The sequence below is a fragment of the Agromyces albus genome, assembly GCF_004134825.1.
GTDB classification, from domain to species: Bacteria; Actinomycetota; Actinomycetes; order Actinomycetales; family Microbacteriaceae; genus Agromyces; species Agromyces albus.
In genome coordinates this window covers 69,817-90,528 of sequence record NZ_SDPN01000004.1, presented here as the reverse complement: position 1 = coordinate 90,528, position 20,712 = coordinate 69,817, and the positions used below count along the sequence as shown (strand labels likewise).

At 68.0% G+C, this 20,712-nt stretch carries 17 protein-coding genes; 4 read left to right on the top strand and 13 right to left on the bottom strand.

What is annotated here, in order from left to right; all coding sequences use genetic code 11:
- From ESP51_RS03610 to ESP51_RS03600, 3 genes are all read right to left on the bottom strand, one after another.
- Positions 1-585 (bottom strand): TRAP transporter small permease, encoded by a 585-nt coding sequence (locus tag ESP51_RS03610; protein WP_129519525.1) that lies wholly within the window; start codon positions 583-585, stop codon positions 1-3.
- Between the two features lie 221 nt (positions 586-806).
- A complete protein-coding gene (locus tag ESP51_RS03605; RefSeq protein WP_164990387.1) occupies positions 807-3,344 on the bottom strand; it encodes an outer membrane protein assembly factor BamB family protein in 2,538 nt (845 codons plus the stop codon).
- A gap of 325 nt (positions 3,345-3,669) precedes the next feature.
- The gene (locus ESP51_RS03600) at positions 3,670-4,614 is read right to left on the bottom strand and encodes an SDR family oxidoreductase (protein WP_129519523.1); all 945 of its coding nucleotides are present in this window, start codon (positions 4,612-4,614) and stop codon (positions 3,670-3,672) included.
- Between the two features lie 187 nt (positions 4,615-4,801).
- On the opposite strand from ESP51_RS03600, the gene ESP51_RS03595 reads away from it, so the two are divergent.
- On the top strand, positions 4,802-5,641 hold the full coding sequence (locus ESP51_RS03595; RefSeq protein WP_129519587.1) for a helix-turn-helix transcriptional regulator: 840 nt from the start codon (positions 4,802-4,804) through the stop codon (positions 5,639-5,641).
- A 22-nt stretch (positions 5,642-5,663) separates the two neighbouring features.
- On the opposite strand, the gene ESP51_RS03590 is transcribed toward ESP51_RS03595, so the two are convergent.
- On the bottom strand, positions 5,664-6,635 hold the full coding sequence (locus ESP51_RS03590) for a phosphotransferase family protein (protein WP_129519522.1): 972 nt from the start codon (positions 6,633-6,635) through the stop codon (positions 5,664-5,666).
- Between the two features lie 34 nt (positions 6,636-6,669).
- Positions 6,670-7,446, bottom strand: coding sequence for a FadR/GntR family transcriptional regulator (locus tag ESP51_RS03585; RefSeq protein WP_129519521.1), 777 nt, complete (start codon positions 7,444-7,446; stop codon positions 6,670-6,672).
- 23 nt (positions 7,447-7,469) lie between these two features.
- Between ESP51_RS03585 and ESP51_RS03580 the strand changes: the two genes are divergently transcribed.
- Positions 7,470-8,423, top strand: a complete 954-nt coding sequence (locus tag ESP51_RS03580; protein WP_129519520.1) for an amidohydrolase family protein — start codon at positions 7,470-7,472, stop codon at positions 8,421-8,423.
- On the opposite strand, the gene ESP51_RS03575 is transcribed toward ESP51_RS03580, so the two are convergent.
- Genes ESP51_RS03575 through uidA form a run of 4 tightly spaced genes read right to left on the bottom strand, consistent with a single transcriptional unit; the run spans position 8,418 to position 12,186 of the window.
- Positions 8,418-8,930 carry a gluconokinase gene (locus ESP51_RS03575; protein ID WP_241842956.1) on the bottom strand — a complete coding sequence of 171 codons (513 nt, stop codon included), beginning with the start codon at positions 8,928-8,930 and terminating at the stop codon, positions 8,418-8,420. The genes ESP51_RS03580 and ESP51_RS03575 overlap by 6 nt on opposite strands.
- A gap of 2 nt (positions 8,931-8,932) precedes the next feature.
- Positions 8,933-9,064: a hypothetical protein gene (locus ESP51_RS21155; RefSeq protein WP_277871059.1), complete on the bottom strand. Its 132-nt coding sequence runs from the start codon at positions 9,062-9,064 to the stop codon at positions 8,933-8,935.
- A gap of 42 nt (positions 9,065-9,106) precedes the next feature.
- Entirely contained in the window at positions 9,107-10,345 is a 1,239-nt protein-coding gene (gene manD, locus ESP51_RS03570; protein WP_129519519.1) for a D-mannonate dehydratase ManD, read from the bottom strand.
- Between the two features lie 35 nt (positions 10,346-10,380).
- Complete coding sequence (uidA, locus tag ESP51_RS03565; RefSeq protein ID WP_129519518.1) at positions 10,381-12,186, bottom strand: beta-glucuronidase; 1,806 nt, start codon at positions 12,184-12,186, stop codon at positions 10,381-10,383.
- Positions 12,187-12,330: 144 nt separating this feature from the next.
- On the opposite strand from uidA, the gene ESP51_RS03560 reads away from it, so the two are divergent.
- The gene (locus ESP51_RS03560; RefSeq protein ID WP_129519517.1) at positions 12,331-14,973 is read left to right on the top strand and encodes a family 78 glycoside hydrolase catalytic domain; all 2,643 of its coding nucleotides are present in this window, start codon (positions 12,331-12,333) and stop codon (positions 14,971-14,973) included.
- A gap of 12 nt (positions 14,974-14,985) precedes the next feature.
- Here ESP51_RS03560 and ESP51_RS03555 read toward each other — a convergent pair whose 3' ends face one another.
- The 3 genes from ESP51_RS03555 to ESP51_RS03545 are packed head-to-tail and all read right to left on the bottom strand — an operon-like array spanning position 14,986 to position 18,553.
- A complete protein-coding gene (locus tag ESP51_RS03555) occupies positions 14,986-16,275 on the bottom strand; it encodes an MFS transporter (protein WP_241842954.1) in 1,290 nt (429 codons plus the stop codon).
- Positions 16,272-17,306 (bottom strand): Gfo/Idh/MocA family protein, encoded by a 1,035-nt coding sequence (locus ESP51_RS03550; RefSeq protein ID WP_129519516.1) that lies wholly within the window; start codon positions 17,304-17,306, stop codon positions 16,272-16,274. The genes ESP51_RS03555 and ESP51_RS03550 overlap by 4 nt, the downstream gene beginning before the upstream one ends.
- 14 nt (positions 17,307-17,320) lie before the next feature.
- Complete coding sequence (locus ESP51_RS03545; protein WP_129519515.1) at positions 17,321-18,553, bottom strand: glycoside hydrolase family 1 protein; 1,233 nt, start codon at positions 18,551-18,553, stop codon at positions 17,321-17,323.
- Positions 18,554-18,650: 97 nt separating this feature from the next.
- On the opposite strand from ESP51_RS03545, the gene ESP51_RS03540 reads away from it, so the two are divergent.
- Entirely contained in the window at positions 18,651-19,259 is a 609-nt protein-coding gene (locus ESP51_RS03540; protein ID WP_129519514.1) for a TetR/AcrR family transcriptional regulator, read from the top strand.
- Positions 19,260-19,293: 34 nt separating this feature from the next.
- Here ESP51_RS03540 and ESP51_RS03535 read toward each other — a convergent pair whose 3' ends face one another.
- Positions 19,294-20,646 (bottom strand): mannitol dehydrogenase family protein, encoded by a 1,353-nt coding sequence (locus ESP51_RS03535; RefSeq protein WP_241842953.1) that lies wholly within the window; start codon positions 20,644-20,646, stop codon positions 19,294-19,296.
- Between the last annotated feature and the right edge of the window lie 66 nt (positions 20,647-20,712).

Below are 20,712 nucleotides of genomic sequence, written 5' to 3'. Positions count from 1 at the left end.
CTAGCCCTCCATCTCGGAGATGTCGAGCTTGCGCTCGGGGCGGTTCGCATACGGGATCTTCCACGCCGAATGCACCGCGGCCGAAAGGAAGCCGATCAGCGCGAAGACGTACAGCATGCCCAGCGGGACGTGCATCGCGGCGCTGGCTCGCACCCACTCGCTCTCGATCTTCACGAACGCCTCGTAGGCGAGCGCGAGACTCGTCGCAACCATGATGACCGCAGAGACGATTCGCAGGGCGACGAAGAGCTTCGTGCCCTCGAGCACCCGGTCGAACACCTCGAGCACGATGTGTCCGTTCCGGCCGACGAGGTACCCGGTGGTGATGAAGGTCACTCCGACCATGGACAGGAGTGCGAGTTCGCCGGCACCTACCCAGCCGATGGCGGGAACGTACCGGCCCAGCACCTGGTACATCACACCGAAGAAGAGCAGGGCAAACAATGCCACCCCGATCACAATCTCGACCATCGACAGGCCGCGCAGGAATCCGGGATCCCGCGGGACGCCCTGATTGAGGTTGGGGACGGTGTAGAAGCTGTTGGTGTGCCCGTAGATGGACTCCTCGGGCTCCTTCTCGGTCACGGCGCCACCGCCCGGGCGGCGCTCCGCGAGGGGCGGTGTGCCCGAACAGCGGACGTCAGGGAGTCAGGATGCATTGCCAACCTCTCTGTTGATGCAAGGGCGGCCGTGTGCGCGTGCACGCGGCCGCCCTTGCGACTCTGCGTCTTGGGGCCGATCTCTGCAAGGCCGAGTCTCGCCGAATGGGACACGGCGCGACAGGCCATTCGCTGGCCGAGCGCGGCCTATTTGACGACCGTCACGGTCGTGGTCGCCATCAGCTGCTTCTGCACCCCCTCATGGAGGACGTTCGCCACGAGGGTCAGGGTGACCTCGCCCTCGGGCACATTGTTGTCGAGGTCGGCCTTCTCGAACTCCACGATCAGCCGATTCTTGTTCGCCGTCACCGTCGTAGCAGGGATCGGCGTCTGCGAGAGCGGGGCCCGCAGGATCGCGCCGCTCTCGTACTCGTGCCCAGGCGGAAGCTCGAAGTGCGCGGTGACCTTGCCGTTCACCCCCGTGAAGATCCCCGTTCCGGAGCTGAGATCGAGCCTGCTCGGGGTGAACGTCAGCGCCCCCGGCTGATCCTGCGGGTCGAGGTAGACCTCGATCTTTCCGGTCGGCCGAGGGTCGGTGCAGTCGTTGAAGAAGTATTCACCGGCCCGATCGAACGTGTGCTGGTAGCTCTCTCCGGGCTGCAGCTTCACGTTGAACTCGCCCTCGAAGAACTGTGTCGCGCAATGCGGCAACTGGTTCGGGAAGTTCGGGAATGTCTCCGCCCCGGGGTTGAGGAAGGTGACCGTCGTGCCGACGGGCACGCGGAGGTGCGTCGGCTGCATGGCCGCCTGCGCTTTGCTGTCCCGCGCGGCCGCAGTGTCGGCCGTTCGGCTGCTTCTCGCGAGGTAGACCGTGTTGCCGACCGACTCCCCCGCCACGGCAGCGCCGGAGACGGGGCGGCGGATGGACAAGGGCGCCGTGTCCGGTCCCTCTTGGCTGCCCGAGTCCGTGCTGTAGGTGCCGCCGAGCTTGAAGGCCCACAGCGAGTCACCTTGGGTGACCGATCCCCCGTAGGGATTCGTCGAGCCAGCGGCGAACACCGCGACGTACTGCTCGCCATCGACCTCATACGTGATCGGTGCCGACGCGATGCCGGAGCCGGTCTGGAACTCCCAGAGCACCTCGCCGTCGGTGGAGTCCATCGCGAGGAGCCGACCGTCGATCTGTCCGACGAAGAGCAGGTCGGAGGCCGTAGTCAGGGGGCCCTGGCCGTGCGACATGTCTGTGCCGAGGTGGTTGCGCCACTGGACCTGACCGGTGGAGGCTTCATAGGCGAGGATGCCGCCGGTCTGGTACTGGCCCATGGCGCGCTGGCCGTTGGCCGCGGCGCCGTTCCAGTGCGCGACGGGGTTGGTGCCGTACGGGTAGTAGACCAGGTTCGTGCGGTGGCTGTAGGAGTTGTTCGACCAGTCGGCGCCGCCGTTCTGACTGGTGGTCGACAGGATCGGCAGGTCCCACTGGGGGTCGTACATGCAGCCTTGGCGGTGGTCCGATGGGTAGCCGTCGGGATAGGTCAGGAACGGCTCGTCCGCCGCGACGTAGCTGTCCGGATTGAAGACCAGGTTGCCATCCTCGTCGGGCTGGTAGCCGTTGTAGTTCGGGACGGCACGCCAGGGGTCCCCCGGAATGTTCTCCTGGTCCAACTTCTCCCAGACGACGCACTCGGGCAACAGGCGCTCCTCGGGGAACGGCTGAGTCTCGGCGTGGTTCTGTCGCGAGTCGGTGATCATCGGCTTCTCGACCACGGGCAGGACCGGCTGACCGTCGGTGCGGTCGAGCACGAACTGGTGACCGGACTTGCTGCCGTAGAAGACGACCTTGCGCTCCTCGCCACCGATCTCGACATCGGCGAGCGTCGGCGGGTGCACGTTGTCCATGTCCCAGACATCGTGGCGGATGGACTGGTAATGCCATTTGTACTCGCCGGTGGTGGCCTCGACCGCCACCATTGTGCTCGAGAACAGGTTGTCTCCCGGCCGGAGGGAGCCGTTCTGCGAGGAGGTGCAGCTGCGGGCGTTTCCGAACGTCATGTAGTACATGCCGAGCTCGGGGTCGACGGCGCCATGGATCCATGGCGTCGATCCGCCTTCGAGGGCGCAATCCGTGCCGTCCGGCAGGACTGGTCCCCATGTCGCGCCAGCATCGACGGAGTTGCCGTTGACGTCGGTGAAGATAGTGCCCCTGTCGGGGCCGCCGAAGAAGTGCCAGAGATAGCTGCCATCGGTCGCGCTCAGGGCCACGACTGCGGCGCGATCGCCGTTGGCGGCGTGGGCGTAGACGATGCCGTCGTGGTACACGGTCGCGACTCGGTCGAGGCTCCCCAGGTCTTCACCGTTCGGCCCGGCGGGCTGGACCACCCACACTTCTTCGCCGGTCCCCTGGTCCAGCGCGACGACGCGATCGCCGTCGGCAAGGGTGAAGATCTTGCCGTCGCCGGCGGAGACGCCGCGACGGGTGTCGGCCGTCTCGAACTCGGCGGGTTCCCATTTCCATTCGGACTCGCCCGTCGCGCCGTCGACCGCGATCACCCCACCGCTCGGGGTGTCGAGATAGATGACGCCATCCACGACGATGGGCGTGGTCTGCTGGCCGACATCGTCGGAGGCCGGCGCGACCGCCGACACATGCGTACGCCACGTCGGCCCCAGCTCGTGGAGGTTGCGGTTGTCGATCTGCGTCAACCCGGAGTAATGCTGGTTGCCGAGATTGCCTCCGACGGTCGGCATGTCGGATCCGGTGGGCTCGAGACCCGTCAGCCCGGAGGGCGGTACGGGTTCAGCGGGCAGTACGAAGCCGTGCGCCGGCGAGGCGGCCATCGCGAGCACTACCAGTGTCCCCAGCCCCGCTGCTCCAAGCCTCTTGGTCAGACGTGTGCGCATCCTTCAACTCCTTGATCGTCATTGATCCACTGACGGTCGGGCCGAAGCCCGCCTGGGTTTCACCCTGAGGCGGTTGGCAGGGGCCGGCAACCCACCGACCCACCGAGTGGTACAGGAGCAGTTCGAAACACCCCACGGCCGACGCAGACGGGCGATCGCGCGATTCGAGGTGTCAGCTGGTCGGGAAGGCGGCCATGGTGAGTCGCTCGGAGATCTTCCAGATGCGCTGGGCGTCGTCGGCGCTGCGCAGGGGGGAGTACATCTGCTGCTCGGCGGGCGGACCTCCGAGATCGCCGAGGCCGCGAGGGCCGTAAAGGACGCCGGGCTTGGACGCTGGGCCGGTGGCGGCCATGAGCGCCGGCAGCTTCGCGGTCTCGACCGTCCCGAGGAGGATGCCGCGGTCGGAGAGGGCGCGGATGAGTCTCCGGCCCGGCGTCTCCTTGTCGCGGCCGACTTCAGGGCGCGCAGCGAGCAGATTCGTCGGGGCGATGCCAGGGTGCGACAGGTTGCTGGTGATGCCCCATCCGTAGGTCCTGCTGCGCCGCCCCAACTCGAGACCGAAGAGCCCGAACGCGATCTTCGACTGGCTGTAGGCCTTCATCCCGTCGTAGGAGCGTTCCCAATTCAGGTCGTCCCAGTTGATGGCGCCTCGCCGGGCCGCGATGCTGACCTGCGAGGTCACGCGTGCCCGACCGGCCGTGAGGAGGGGCAGCAGGTGAGCGACGAGAGCGAAGTGGCCGAGGTGGTTGGAGCCGAACTGGAGCTCGAACCCGTCGGCGGTCGTCTGCCGGTCGGGCGGCGTCATGACGCCCGCGTTGTTGATGAGGATGTGGATCGGCAGGCCCTCACCTCGCAGGGTCTGCCCGAGGACGGCGACGGAGTCGAGCGAGGACAGGTCGAGGTCGCGGAGCGAGACGTCGGCGCCAGGGGCCGACTGTCTGATCCTGGCGATCGCCGTCTCGCCCTTGCGCCGGTTGCGGACGGGCATCAGCACCTCCGCACCGGCTGCGGCCAGCCGCGCGGCCATTCCCAGCCCCATCCCGTCGCTGGCGCCGGTGACGACGGCGCGCTTCCCGGAGAGGTCGGGGACGGTGATGTCGATGTTCTTTCGTGGCATGTTCACTCCTGATCGTCGCGTGGTCGCCTCCACGCTCGTTGAAGACGGCGGCGTTATTCAGGGCCGCTCGATCCCCTGATACGGAAGGCCAGGCTCCGGCCGGCCTCGAGAAGGGGGGATCGGTGAGCCGTGGATGCACAGATGCGCGGGCGGTAAGAAGGAAGCAGCACCGAGGGAGGCACGCATGGTGATCGACAGGACGGGATTGGCGGAGTTCCTCCGCAGCCGCCGAGAATCGCTGCAACCCGAAGACGTCGGCCTCCCGCGCGGACAACGCCGCAGGACAAGCGGACTCCGGCGGGAGGAAGTCGCCTCGCTCTGCCACATGTCGACTGATTACTACTCGCGGTTGGAGCGGGAACGAGGACCCCAGCCCTCCGTGCAGATGGTCGCCTCCATTGCGCAAGGACTCCACCTCTCCCTCGATGAGCGTGACCACCTGTTCCGGCTCGCCGGACACAACCCACCCACGCGCGGCGCGGTCAGCGAGCACATCAGCCCCGGCCTGCTGCGCATCTTCGATCGCCTGTACGACACTCCGGCGGAGATCGTCACCGAGCTCGGCGAGACCCTGCGGCAGACTCCGATGGGTGTCGCGCTCACGGGCGACACGACTCGACACACCGGGCCTGCCCGCAGCGCAGGGTACCGCTGGTTCACCGACCCGGCAGCTCGGCAGCTCTATGCGCCCGAAGAACATCCGTTCCTCACCCGGATGTACGTCTCGGGGCTGCGCGAAATCGTCACCCTCCGTGGCCACGACTCCCGAGCCGCGCACCTCGCCGACCTGCTCCTCGCCCGCAGCGACGAGTTCCGAAGCGTGTGGGAGGACCACGAGATCGGGATCCGCCCCCACGACGTCAAGCACTTCATCCACCCTGAAGTCGGCGCCTTGGAGCTGACGTGCCAGAGGCTGCTCGACCCCGACCAGTCACATTGGCTGCTCGTCTACACGGCCATTCCGGGCAGCGAGAGTCACGAGAAGCTGCCGTTGCTCTCCGTCATCGGAACACAAGCGCTTCGCTAGATGCACGCCCCCACGCGCGGCTCTACAAGGCCGCGAGGCTTTCCGCCAACTGTCGGCGGGCCCACTCGTAATGGTTCGGGTCCCCGTACTCTCGGTAGGCGGTCTCGATGGTCAGGATCAGACAGAGGTGGATCTGGTAGAGCTTCCGGCGTGTGACTTCCGTGGTCGAGAGTTCGGGGTGACCGTAGCCTTCCATGAACGCGTCGGAGTCGCCGAAGTGCGCTGATTGCGTGCCGGCGAACCCCACTTCGATGAGGGGGTCGCCGAAGAACGCACGTTCATGGTCGATGACCGCCCTGATGCGCCCGCCGCTGATCAGCACGTTCCCTGGCCAGAGGTCCCATTCGACGAGGCGTGGCACGGTGACCTCGCGGAGGCTGTCGATGTTGCCGATGATGAGCTGCCGGATGCTGTCGGAGGTGGCACCGAGATCGACGCTGCGCCGTTCGCCGTCAGCCAGGAGCTCGTCGACCATCTGGAGGAACGCACTGTCCCAGGTCGAGTGGTCGGGTCCGGTGATCGAGCCGAACGCAGGGCCGACGATGGTGTTGATGCGCCGGTTCATCGCACCGAGTTCGACCATGTGGCTCCGCACCTCGTCTGGCGGCAGCTCGCTCATCCTGGCAGCGAGGTTCTCGGCGTCGATGTGCTCCATGAAGAAGTAGTCGGCATCGCAGACTTCACGCGAGACGTCGGCGTAGTCGACCCTCGGAACGGGGATGTCGCCGAGCTGCCTGAGCAGTTCGATGGTCTTCAGCTCGGTGCGCATCGCATCGCGTTCATAGGTCATCACCTCGACGTCGGCCGGAGGTGCGACCTTCAAGACGACATCTCGCCCGTCGCGGAGCGTGATGCGGTAGGCGATGTTGAACCAGCCGTCTCCCAACTCGGAGTACCAGGAGTCGCCGGCAGGCACCGACTCCGGTCCGTAGGCACGGGCCACCATCGCAGACAGCACTTGGGATGACTGCCGGTTCTTGGTGACACTCTCCAACTGCAGTTCCCTTCGGCCCGCGACCTGTAACGCGCTAGGACGGCAGGGCGGCATCTTCCTCGGTAAGTCCCCGAACCTCACGCTCGTGGATGAACTCTTCCACAGCCAGCAGATGAGCGCCCATCCACAAGCGTGCGGCTTCCGGATCATGTGCCGCGAGGGCACGAAGAACAGCGCGGTGCTCCGCATGGGTGGCGCGCGTAGCACCGTCTTCGGCAATGGCTCGCCACATCCGCGTGCGCACGGTTTTGCTCGCCAGTGCCTCGATGAGGGCCTCGAGAGCCGGATTGCCGGAGGCGTGAGCGACGATCCGATGGAATCGGATGTCGGCCTCCATTACCGCATCGTGGTCGATCTCCGAGGCGCTGAGAAGGGACTCGAAATGGTCGAGCGTCTCGTCGGCCTCGAGAAGGGCCTTCTCGTCGATGGCACACGCAGCCAACCCCGCCGCTTCCATCTCCAACACTCGACGAACAGCCTGCAGATGAACACTGCTGTGAGCGGCTTGCAGATCAACCATGAAACTCACCGGCGACAACAACAGGCTCGCGTCGAGCGACGTCACATACGTACCGTCACCCTGCCGCGTTTCCAGCACGCCCATCATGCACAGTGCACGGACACCCTCTCGCAAAGGCCCGCGGGACACCCCGAGCTGGAGGGCGAGCTCCTTTTCGATCGGCAATCGGGCACCCGGAGCCCATGCCCCTTCGATGATCATTCGTTTGATCTCATCGACGACAACATCGGTCTGCGCCCGCGGAAGGTGGCCTGCCGAACGCGGCGACGGGGACGAGCGAACGCCATTCATGTGACCATTGTAGGTGGGCGAAGATGGGCTGGCAGGGAGCCGCCACGCGGGCCCAACTCGCGAACCTCTTCGAACCCGAGTCATACGACCCGGTCAGCGATGATGGAGGGAACACGATGACGCTCATCGACTGCCACGTGCACGTCTGGGATCCGCGACGACTCCCCTACGCCTGGCTCGCGGGGACCGAGCTCGACCGCCCGGTGCTGCCCCAAGAGGTCGACCGCGCCGGTGGAACGACGACCGGCATGATCTTCGTGGAGGCCGGCGGTTCCGACCCGCTCGACGAGGCGCGATGGGTCGACGAGAGCGAGTGGCCCGAGCTCATCGCGATCGTCGCCGGCGCAGACCTGACGCTCGAGGCATCCGCGGTCTCCGACCACCTGAATGCACTTGCGGCACTCCCTCGCGTGGTCGGCGTCCGGCATCTGCTGCAGGACATTCCAGTTGAAGACTTCCCCTCGGTCGCCGAGGGGCTGCGAGTGGTCGAGGCTCACGGCGCGCGCTTCGACGCGTGCATCCGGCACGCGCAGTTGCCAGCGCTGATCGAGCTGCTGGCCGTGGCCCCGAACCTCACCGTGATCCTCGACCACCTGGGCAAGCCGCCCGTCGACGAAGGAATCGGCAGCACGGCCGGGGGTGCCTGGGCGCGCAACATCGAGTCGCTCGCCGAGCGCCCCGACACCTTCGTCAAGCTCTCCGGAATGACGGCGGAGTCCACCGACCCGGCTGCCTTCGCGCGTCACGCCGACGGCTGGATCGAGCATGCGCTCGCCGTCTTCGGGCCCGAGCGTGCCATGGTCGGCAGCGACTGGCCCGTCAGCGCCACCTTCGGCATCGGGGGAGCCTTCGAAGACTGGGTCGACCGTGTTCGGCGCATCGTCGGCGACGCTGACTGGCCTGCGGTCTCAGCCGAAACGGCTCGGCGCGCCTACCTTCCCGGCGGCGGCTCGGCCCTGCGTCGAGTGCCGTCATAGCAGGTCGCGGATTCGCGACACGACCTCGCGAGGATCGCCGACGTTCGCGAAGGTGGCGCCCCGTTCCTGCGGTTCGAGCGGCTCGAGCGTCTCGAGCTGCGACGTGAGCAGCGCGGGAGGCATGAAGTGGCCGGGCCGCTCCTGCATGCGGGCGGAGATCGTCGCCGTCGATCCGGTCAGGTGGATGAAGCTCACGTCGTCGTCGGCAGCCGCTGCGATGCGGTCTCGGTAGGCCCGCTTGAGCGCGGAACACGCCACGATCGAGCCTCCGGCAAGCGTCTCGTCACGGATGACCCGGCCCACCGATTCCAGCCATGGCCATCGGTCGTCATCGGTGAGCGGCACGCCGGCGCTCATCTTCGCGCGATTGGTGTCTGGATGCAGGTCGTCGGCATCGACGAACGCCGCGCCGAGGCCTTCGGCGAGCAACCGACCGATGGTCGTCTTGCCCGAGCCCGACACGCCCATCACGACCACGGCGTGCCGGGACTCGGGAAATTCGGTCACGGTCAGCGCACCGCCTTGGGCCGGTTCGTGGTCATCGGGCTGGCGGCGGGCACGGCGGTCACCGGCCTCGAGGTGGCAGCGGCGATCGTGATTCGCTCGGCATCCTGGCGGATGAGCTCGTCATTGGCGCTCATGGAAGGGGATCCTTGTTGTGATTCGTGTGGTGGGGGTGCCGGTCACCAGTCGTGGACGGTGCCGTCTGCGAGACGGTTGTAGGGCAGGTAGGCCCGGATGTACGGGTACTTGCCGGCCTCGTCGACGTCGAGCTCGACGCCGAGGCCGGGCTGCTCCCCCGGGTGGAGGAAGCCGTCGGCCCAGGTGTACGACTGCTGGAAGACCGCGTCGGTCTTCTCGCCGTGCTTCATGTACTCCTGGATGCCGAAGTTGTGGATCGCGAGGCCGAGGTGCATCGCCGCCGCCATGCCGACGGGCGAGATGTCGGTGGGGCCGTGCATGCCCGACTTGATCTGGTACTGCGACGCATAGTCGAGCACCTTCTTCAGGTGGGTGATGCCGCCCGTGTGCGTCACTGCGCTGCGTACGTAGTCGATCAGCTGCTCGCGGACGATCTGCTGGTAGTCCCAGACGGTGTTGAAGATCTCGCCAATCGCGAGCGGTGTCGTGGTGTGCTGGCGCACCAGGCGCAGGGCCTCCTGGTTCTCGGCCGGGGTGCAGTCCTCGAGCCAGAACAGGTCGTAGGGCTCGAGCGACTTGCCGAGCTGCGCCGCCTGGATCGGCGTCATCCGGTGATGCCCGTCGTGGAGCAGCGGCAGCTCGGGCCCGAACTCGTTCCGCACCGCCTCGAAGACGGTCGGAATGTGCCGCAGGTAGCTGCGGGTGTCCCAATCCTCCTCGTTCGGAAGGCCGCCGCGCTGGGCGGGTTCGTGGTCGTAGCGCACGCCGGCGTTCGCCTCGTAGGTGGCGTTCGAGGCGATGCCGTAGATCGACTTCAGGCCGGGCACCCCGGTCTGGACACGGATGGCCCGGTATCCGTGCTCCTGATGCTCCCGCACCGAGTCGAAGAGTTCGTCGGTGTCCTTGCCGGAGGCGTGCCCGTAGGCGAGCAGGCCGCTCCGCGAGGCTCCGCCGAGGAGCTGGTACACGGGCATCCCGGCGGCCTTGCCCTTGATGTCCCACAGCGCCATGTCGACTGCGGCGATCGCCGCCATGGTCACTGGGCCGCGGCGCCAGTACGCGCTGCGGTAGAGGAACTGCCAGGCGTCTTCAATCCGGCTCGCATCGCGGCCGAGGAGCAGTGGCACCACATGCTCGCTGAGGTAGCTCACCACGGCGAGCTCCCGGCCGTTGAGCGTGGCATCGCCGAGGCCGGTGAGGCCATCGTCGGTCGTGAGCTTCAGAGTCACGAAGTTCCGGTCGGGGCTCGTGACGATGACTTCGGCCTTGTCGATGATCATGGTTGGTCTTTCGCGTCTCGTGATCGAACTGAAGGTCAGTGGTCGGATGCCGCGGGCGCGCCGGGCTTGCGGCCGTCGAGCGAGCTCCACCGCTCGCGCAGGGAGAAGGCCGCGGTCTTCGGCTTCCGGTCGCGCGTGAACACGCCCTTCCGGTTGCCGTCCACCCGGTGGATGCCGGCCGACGTCTGGAAGTCGGCGAAGTTCCAGACGTGCTCGCCGATGAACTCGGGGATGCGGTCGAACACCCGGTGGTTCATCGCGAGATAGTCGCGCTGGTACTCCTCGCTCCACGGCATGTCCCACACCGAATGCTGCCCCGGCATGGTGTCGGCGCCGTACTCGGACATCATGATCGGCTTGCCGAATCGCTGGGCCCACCCGCGGAGATCCTGTTCGAGGTAGTGCTCCGCCGTCTCGAGATCGCCCGTGAAGACGTACCAGCCCCAGTAGCGGTTGATGCTCAGAATGTCGAACAGGTCGGCGATCTGGTCGTTCTGGGGTGTGGCGAACATCACCGCGGCGTAGGTAAGGGGGCGCGTCGGGTCGAGCTCGCGGGCAAGCTCGACGAGGGGGGCGAAGTACTCCCGCGCACCGTCCTCGTTCGACGCCGGCTCGTTGGCGATGCTCCACATCACGACGCTGGGGTGGTTCTTGTCACGCGCGATGAGCTCGCGGATGTGCTGCTCGTGCGCCGACCTGGTTTCGTCGTTGAACGTCTCTGGCGAGAACGTCGGTTTGGGGCCGACGCCCGTGAGGCCGCCCTGCACGCCGAGGTTCAGCCCGACCGCGGCCGTCTCGTCGACCACGACGATGCCGTGTCGATCGGCGAACTCGAGCACTTCCTCCGCGTAGGGGTAGTGCGAGGTGCGGAACGAGTTCGCGCCGATCCACTCGAGCAGCTGGAAGTCGTGGACGAGGTAGGCGTCATCGTGGCCCTTGCCGCGGACCGCCGTGTCTTCATGCTTGCCGAAGCCCGTGAAGTAGAACGGCTCGCCGTTGATGAGGAGCTCGGTGCCACGCACCTCCACGGTGCGCACCCCGAAAGCCTGGGCGTAACTGTCGAAGACGGTGTCACCGTCGACGAGCTCGACCTCGAGGTCGTAGAGATACGCGGCGCCGGGTTGCCACAGCGTGACCCCGGGAATGGAGAGCTCGCCCGTCGCCCCGGCGCCTTCGGCAACCACGGCGCCGTGCGCATCGAGCACGCGGACGCGAACGTCGGCCGACGCCGACGTCTCGACGTCGTAGCGGACGATTCCGTCGCCCCCGGACACGTCGGTGATGACGGTGATGTCCTCGATCCGGGTCGTCGGCGTGCTGTGCAGCCAGACCGAGCGCGCTAGACCGGCGTAGTTGTAGAAGTCGTGCAGGTACTGCTGCTGGCGGCGGCCGTCGTGAGTCTCGGTGACGGTGCCGGGAGGGATCGTCACGTTCGTGAGCTGGTTGTCGACAGCCACCGTGAGTCGAACCTCCGAGCCGGCGGGCGCGGCATCCGTGATGTCGATCTCGAAGGGGGTGTAGCCGCCGACATGGCTGCCGACGAGCACATCGTCGACGTAGACCCGAGCGGCATGTGTGGCGGCGTCGAAGCGGAGGAGGACCCGCTCGCCGCTCCAACCGCGGGGGATCCTCACCCGGCGCTGGTAGAAGACCCACCCCACGTGGTTGCGGATCGCCGGGTCGGTGAAGAGGTCGTTGTAGCTCGCGGGCACCGCCGCCTCCAGCTGCGTCTCGAGCATCGCCGTCCATGGGGAGCCACCGACGGAGGAGTCGGTGGCGAACAGCCAGAGCCCGTCGAGGTTGATGAGGTCCCTGGTGGGGGTGGAACGGGGCTTCAGCATGTTGGCGGGCCTCCTGCGCGGCGCTGCGGGATCGAGTGGACTGAGGTCGGAACTCAGTAGAACAGACTTTGGACTTTTTGGCAAGCGGTTGCCATACTAGTGGCCGGGCAACTGCCCGATGGATTCACCGGAGGCGAAGCGGCCATGACAGCACCCGCACCATATGACCTGAGCATCGACAGCGGTGGCGATGGATTCCCGGTGAGCGCCTCCACGCCGCGCCTCTCCTGGCGGCTCCCGGCCGGCTGGTCGAGCGGCGATGAGTTCGAGCTCGAGGCTCGGATCGACGATTCGCGCCAGGCGACAGTGGAGGTGCAGGGGCACCGGCTGATCGAGTGGCCGTGGCGGCCGTTGCGGAGCACCGAGCGAGTCCAATGGCGTGTGATCGGTCGAGCTGAGCCGGTTGCCGGCTGGAGCCCATGGCATGCCTTCGAGGCGGGCCTGTTCGATGACGATTGGTCTGCTCGGTGGATCTCGCCAGTCGAGCAGGAGGGCCTGGTGCCCGCGACCCGTCCGGCGTACCGACTACGTGGCACGTTCACTGCGGAGGGGACGGTGACACGTGCGCGGGTATACGCGACCGCGCTCGGTGTCTACGAGGCGTTCGTCAACGAGGTGCGCGCCGGAACGGCGGAGCTCTCGCCCGGCGCGACGTCGTACGACCGCACCGTGTACGCACAGGCATCCGATGTCCGCTCGGCGATCCGCCAAGGCGAGAACACCGTCGACATGGTGCTGTCTGACGGCTGGTATCGCGGCCAGGTCGGCGCCTTCCGCGAGCCGGCCGGTTGGGGCTCCGTGCTCGGCGCCCGCCTCGAGCTGCACCTCGACTACGCCGACGGCACGAACCAGGTCGTGAGGACCGACGTCACCTGGACCTCTTCCGTCGGTCCGATCACGCGAGCCGACCTCATGGACGGGCAGACGACCGATCTGACCGCGGCGTACGACTCGGAGCGACCGGTGCTCGTGGATGCGGTGGAAGCGCCCCCCGTCGGCTGGTCGCCCGCTCCCCCCGTGCGCCGGGTCGCCGAACTTCCTGCCGTGTCACTCACCCGCAGCCCCGGCGGCGCATGGATCGCCGACTTCGGCCAGAACGCATCGGGCTGGCTGCGTCTCGCCGACCTGGGCCCCGCCGGCACTCGCACCGTCATCGACTACGGCGAGCACCTCGACCCCCACGGCGACCTCACCCTCACGCACCTCGACGGGTTCAACCCGCAGCGCCCTCGAGTGCCGTTCAGGCAGCGCGACGAAGTCGTCTCATCGGGCGGCGACCAGGTCTTCGAACCCCGCCACACCGTGCACGGCTTCCGCTACGCCCGCATCGACCGCGGCGACGTGCCCCTCGACCCCGCCTCGCTGTCGATGCAGGTTGTTCACACCGACTTCGCGCCGGCCGGCGCATTCGAGAGCAGCAACGACGACCTGAACCGCTTGCACGAGGTGGCGAGGTGGAGCTTCCTCGGCAACGCCGTGGATGTGCCGACCGACTGTCCCACCAGGGAGCGCCTCGGCTGGACCGGCGACTACCAGGTGTTCGCGCCGACCGCCGCCCGCCTCTACGACATCTCGGGCTTCAGTCGCAAGTGGCTGCAGTCGGTGCGCGACGATCAGCTCCCCGATGGGCGCATCGCGAACTTCTCGCCCGATGGGCGCAGGAGCAAGGTCGACCTCGCCTCGCAGACAGCCATGATGACTGGATCCGCGGGCTGGGGCGATGCGATCGTCGCCGTGCCGTGGTTGCTCTACGAGACGTACGGCGACACCCGGGCCCTCGCAGAGAACTGGGACGCCATGGTGCGCTGGGTCGAGTGGGCCGCCGGGATCGCGCGCTCGGCGAGGCATCCGTCACGGGTCGAACAGTCAGCCGAGCCCGCACCGCACGAGCAGTACCTCTGGGACGGATCGTTCCACTGGGGCGAGTGGTTGGAGCCGAAGCAGCGCGCTGATGACGGTTCGCTCATCGACCCCGTGCAGTCGAACCCGATGGCGTGGTTCATGGCCGACAAGGGCGAGGTAGCGACCGCCTACCTGTACCGGTCGACATCGACGCTCGCTGAGATCGCGCGCGTTCTCGGCCGTCCGGACGATGCGACGCGGTACCTGGAACTGGCCGCGCATGTGCGGGAGGCGTGGCGCACCGAGTACCTCGACGACCACGGCCGCACCACCAGCGACACGCAAGCCGGCTACGTGCGTGCGCTCAGCTTCGGCCTGATCCCCGACGACCTCCGCCCCGCATCCGCCGCCCGCCTCGTCGAACTGATCCGAGCCGCCGGGATGCATCTCGGCACCGGCTTCCTCTCCACCGCCGACCTGCTGCCCGTGCTCGCCGACCACGGGTATGCGGATGTCGCCTACGACGTGCTCCTCCAGCGCACGTCCCCCTCGTGGCTCGGCATGCTCGACCGCGGCGCGACGACGATCTGGGAGGACTGGGACGGCGTCGATGCGGATGGCACGGCACACGAGTCCCTGAACCACTACAGCAAGGGCGCGGTCATCCGGTTCCTGCACACCCACACGCTGGGGCTTCGGCAGGAGCCCGACTCGATCGCGTGGGAGTCGTTCGTCGTCGCCCCGGTGCTCGGAGCTTCGCTCACGTGGGCGAGCGGCACGTTCGAGAGCCCGCAGGGGACGATCGCCGCGAGCTGGCGGCTCGACGACGCCGAGCTCGAGATCACGGTCGACGTGCCACCGGGCTCGACTGCCAGGGTCGTCTTCCCCGACGGCACCGAGCGGATGGCGCAGCCGGGACGCTTCTCGGAACGACGCCCGATGTGACCGAGCCCGGACTCAGCGCACGCCGCGGACGCGGAGCGCGATCAGCGTGCCGCCGGCCAACGCCAGGGCTGCGGCGACGAGGTAGAGGGCGGTGAAGTTCTGGGCGCCCCCGCCGATCGCCAGCACGAGTGGCGCCGCGATGGGCGCGAGCACGCCCGGGATCTTCTGCGCGAACATCGTGATCGCCATGTAGCGGCCGGCTTGCGTCTCGCGATGCGGCAGGACGTCGAGCACGAGCGCCTGGCCGACGGCCGAGAAGAGTGCGACCCCGACCGAGGTCACGAGGGCGGCGGTCACGAGCATGACGAGGTCGTGCGCGAACGCGCCCACGACGGTGCCGACGGCGAACAGCGCGGCGCCGCCGAAGACGAGCGGTTTGCGGCGCCGCATCCGGTCGCTGAGCCAACCTCCGCCCAGCGAACCGACGGTCGCCGTGCCGATGCTGAGCGCGGACGTGAGCGCCAGCACGCCGGCGACGTCGGCGACAGGCACCTCCAGCCGCTGCGCGTAGAAGAACACGGTGAAGCTCGTCGTGAGGGTCAGGCCGAGGAAGAAGACGAACCGGCCGAGCCAGTTCCATGCGAAGTCCGGCACGTCGCGAGGGGCGAAGAGGTAGCTCTTGAACAACCCGCCGACGGTGAGGCGATCCGGATGCCGCGCCTGCCGGCTATCGGCTTCGGATGCGAACACGACGAACAGCGCGACGAGCACCACGGCGACGATCGCGGGGATCAGGAAGATGAGCAGCGTCTGCCCGGGCACGGCGCCGACGAGCAGGATGCCGACGACCGGAGCGACCTGCATCGTGAGCCCCGTCATCCCCGAGACCTTCCCGCGCTGGCTCGCCGGGAGCCGATCGGCCTGCCAGTTGCCGATCGACCCGGCAGCGGTTCCCCACCCGACGGTCGAGATCACCCATCCGAGGATGAGGACCGGGAGGTTCGGCGCGATCGCCATGATCGGCGCCGCGGCGAGACCGAGCACGAGACCGAGCACGGTGTACGGCCGGCGCCGACCCCACCGTGACCGGGTGCGATCGCTCAGCACCCCGGTGAGCGGCGCCAGCACGAGCGTCGCCGCCGACCCGATGCCGAGGATGTAGCCGAGCACGTCGGCACGACCGGGGGCCAGCTCGTCGAGCCGCACGGCGAGCGAGTACACCATCGGCACGATCATGGCCATCCCGCTGCCGAACGTTGCGGCGACGAGGAGGAGGATGCGCCACCAGGGCACCTCGTCGTGAGAGCGCCGTGGCCGTTCGACCGTCGTCTTGAGTTCGGGGACCTCGGGGAGCGTGCTCACGACGTGCGGCCAGCCGGCTGGGCGGCATCCGCGAACCGACGCACCTCATGCAGGATCCGCTCGAGCGTCTCGAAGACCTCGACGGTCGCGTACTCGTCATGCTCGGGGTGCTCGAGGCGACCATCCTCGATCGCGCCCGCGACGGCACGAAGCATGGGCACGTACCCGTTGCCCTCTCGCGGGAGTTCCACCACCTCCGGTGAGGCCACGAGCTGCTCCCACCCGCCGGCATGGATCTCGAGCGTCGTGGTCGTCCAGAAGAGCGGAGGCAGCACGATCCACCCGCGCGTTCCGCTGATGGCGCCCGACAGGTCGGCGAACTCGATGATCGAGCTCGACCCGTAGGCGTGCCGGCCGTCGCCGTATCCGAGCAGGAAGTGCTCGGCGAGGTCGAGTCCGTCCGCGCGGATCCGTCCTACGGCCGTCACGACGTCGGGCCGCCCGAGCAGGGTGTGCGCGAGGGTCACCGGGTAGATCCCCTTGTCGAACAGCGCTCCGCCACTCCGCGCGGGATCCCACTTACTCCCGCCGTCCTCGGGCAACGGGACCCCGAACCCGGCACGAACGGCGCGCACGTCGCCGATTCGACCTGATGCGATCTCGTCGCGGAGAAGGAGAAACGCGGGATTGAACTTCATCCACATCGCCTCCATGAGGAAGCGGCGCTGCCGCCGGGCGAGCGCGAACAGCTCGCGCACCTCGTCGGCGCGCATCGCGATCGGCTTCTCGACGAGCACGTGCTTGCCCGCCTCCAGGGCGCGGCGGGCGAGCTCCACGTGAGTGGCGAAGGGCGTCGCGATGTAGACCACGTCGACGTCGGGGTCGCCGAACACGTCGTCGAGGTCGCCGCTGGAGCGGGGAATCCCGAACTCGGCCGCGAACGCGGTCGCCCGTTCGGGATCCCGGCTGTGCACACAGGTGACTTCGGCGCCGAGCTCGCGGAGGTCGGCCACCATGCTGCGCGAGATGCGTCCGGTGCCGATGATCGCCCAGCGCAGCGGAGCCGACGCCGCGCCCACCATGTCGTCCATGTCAGCCGCCTCGCTCAGGCGGCCGCGTCGACCAGGCCGCCGCGCTGCGCGACCTCGCCGAGCCAGCCCAGGCTCGGCTTCGGCGTGCGCACGAAGGTCTCGCGATCGACGGCGACGAGGCCGAAGGTCGGCGCCCAGTGACCCCATTCGTAGTTGTCGAGCAGGGTCCAGTGCAGGTAACCGCGGATGTCGATGCCGTCGGCCATCGCGGCGCCGAGTGCGCGAAGCGCACCCTCGGTGTAGGCGATGCGGCGCGAGTCGTCGCCGGTCGCGATGCCGTTCTCGGTGATCACGATCGGCACACCGCCGGTGACCTCGGCCGTGTGGCGCACGGCGATCCCGATCGCGTCGGGCCGGTATGCCGTGCCGACCAGCGTGTTGTCGGGATGCGGCGGGTACGGCTCGATGCCCTGCTCGCCCACCCACTGGCTCGAGTACGACTGCACGCCGACGAAGTCATCACCGCGGGATGCCTCGAGGTAGAGGTCCTCCCAGATGTACTCGAGCTCTCGCTTCTTCTCCTCGCCGCCGGGCCGGGCCACGAACGCACGGTTCGCGACCGACCAGCCGACCTTCGCGCCGATGCGCTGCCGCACGAGATCACGCACTGCGTGGTGCGCCTCGACGAAACGGGCGCCGATCTCGGGCTCGGGCGCCGGGAGCGGTGGCCGCGCGCTGCCGCCGTCGCCACGCTCCTCGTCGATGGTCGGGCTCTGCCATTCGCTCGAAGCACCCGGGGCCTGCATCGCCTTCGCCATGCCGGTCATCATGGCGAGCATGTTCGGCTCGTTCATGGTGACGACCCACTCGACGCCGTCGAGGATGCCGGTGGCCGCGTCGACGTACGACCGGAAGCGGTCGATCGCACGGTCGCCGAGCCAGCCGCCTTCCTCAGCGAACCAGCGCGGATTCGTGAAGTGGTGCAGGGTCACGACGGGCGTCAACCCGAACTCGTGCGCGCTGTCGATCATGCGACGGTAGTGCGCGAGCTCGGCGCGGGAGATCTCACCGGGGATGGGTTCGATGCGCGCCCACTCGATGCCGAAGCGATAGGCGGTGAGCCCCGCATCCGCGAGGAGCTTCATGTCTTCCCGATAGCGGTGGTAACTGTCGCAGGCGTCACCGCTGCGCTCCATACCCGGCACGCGGCCTTCGTTCGCCCAGAAGTCGGAGTTGACGTTGTTGCCTTCGATCTGATGCGGCGCCGTGGATGCGCCCCAGAGGAAGCCGTCGGGGAAGGTCGTCATCGCTGATCCTGTTCGCTACGTTGCAGAAGTGACAATCGGTTGCCAAACCTCAAGGTAGCATAATTCTCGAAAGAGCTCACTATTTTCTGGAGGTCGGATGGCACGGCAGTACGCCAAGACGGCCGAGGTGCGGCGCACGATCCTCGAGGCCTGCATCAGCACGTTCGGGGAATCCGGATTCCACGGGGCATCCATGGCCGAGATCGCACGAAGGGCGGGCATCAGTCACACCGGCCTCCTGCATCACTTCCCGAGCAAGGACGAGCTGCTCACGGCTGTGCTCGCCCTGCAGGACGACCGGAGCGGGGAGTACCTCGCCGATCATGCCGCGGCCGGTCCGAATGGCGACCCCCTGTCGGTACTCCGCGGCATGGTCACGATCCTGCTCGACCAAGAGCGACAGGCGGGACTCGTCGAGCTGAACGCAGTGCTCACCGCGGAAGCGACCGCCCCGGGGCATCCGGCGCACGAGTACTTCACGGAGCGCTACCGCGACGTGCGTCGGTTCCTGACCCGACTCTTCGACGAACTGCGTGAGCGAGGCCAGCTCGCCTCCGACCAGGACTCCCCCGTGCTCGCGTCGATGACCATCGCGGTGATGGAGGGACTGCAGACGCAATGGCTCTACGATCGCGCTGCGATCGACGTCGACGCGACCGTCGCGGCGTACCTGCGCTCGCTCGTGCCGGACGTCGACGAGGGCTGACTGGGCCCGCCGACCGCGCCGGCGACTGCGAGCGTCACTTCGCGGTGACCTCGGCGGGCGCTGCGATCCGTGCGAACTCGCACTCGACCTTCGCCGCGAACACGGGATCTGCGGCGAGCTTCGCGCTGAGGAGGCCGAGCAGCCCCTCGCGCGGGTTCGGCGAGGCCAGCGCATCCGCGATCTCGCGCTCCGCGGCATCCGCTCGGCAGAAGCCCGATTCGATCGCCGCCATCCACGCGGCGATGACCGTGGCGCACCCCTCGGCGGTGCGGCCGGCGCCGAGCTCTCGTTCGGCGACCGGTGCGACTCGCACGCGGAGCTTCGCGAGCGAGTCGATCGCGATCTGCTCGAGACGATGCTCGATGCGGGCATTCGAGAATCGCTCGAGCAACGCATCGCGATAGTGGTCGAGGCCGAGGCCGGCCGGGAGATTTCGGGCGTCCTCGTCCCAGAGCCGCTCGACCGCCGACCGGCACTCCGGATCCGCGATCGCCTCGGCGACCGAGACGTGCCCGCGCAGGAGCCCCGCGCAGGCGAGGAGAGAGTGCGCGCCGTTGAGCATCCACAGCTTGCGGAACTCGTACGGTTCGAGATCGGCGACGAAGGTGGCACCCGCCGTCTCCCAGGCGGGGCGACCGGAGGGGAACTCCCCCGACAGCACCCAATCCGAGAACGGTTCGGCGATGACCGGCGCCTCGTCGAGTCGACCGGTCGCCGCAGCGACCTCGGCGACGTCCCGGGCTTCAACGCGCGGCGTGATGCGGTCGACCGAGGTCGAGACGAACGACACGTGGTCGGCGAGCCAATCCGGTAGCGCTGGGAATGCCGCGGCGGCAAGGCCCTCGATCCCCCGTCGCAAGCGGCCGCCGTTGTCGGGCAGGTTGTCGCACGAGACCAACGCCAACGCCGGGCCACCGGCTCGGCGCCGCAGTTCGAGACCGAGCACGAGTCGGCCGAGCGCCGTCACCGGCCGCGCAGTCGGCTCGACTGCGGCATCGGATCCGAGCGCTCGCAGCACCTCGAGATCCCGCGCCATGCCGAAGTGGTCGAGATCCGGACTCCCGTCGGGTGTCGAGACGTAGCCCGTCTCGGTGATCGTCAGGGTCACCACGGCCGTATCGGGAGCGGCGAGATCGCGCAGGAGCGACTCAAGGTCGTCGCCCGCGTGCGCCCGGACGACGCTGCCGATCACCTCGAATCGGTCGTATTCCGGCCCCCGTTCGATGAGCGTGTAGAGGCCGTCCTGCGCCGTGAGGCGGTCGGCGAGGTCGCGGCTGCGTCCCGCGTATGCGGCGATGCCCCACTCGCTCGCGTCGTCGGCGTGCGCCGTGTACCACGCCTGGTGGGAACGGGAGAACGCGCCCAGCCCGAGGTGGACGATGCGCACCGGCGGAGCTGTTGCCGGAAGGGCCTCGGCCACGGACGCTCGGGCCAGCAGCGGCGGTTGAGTTCT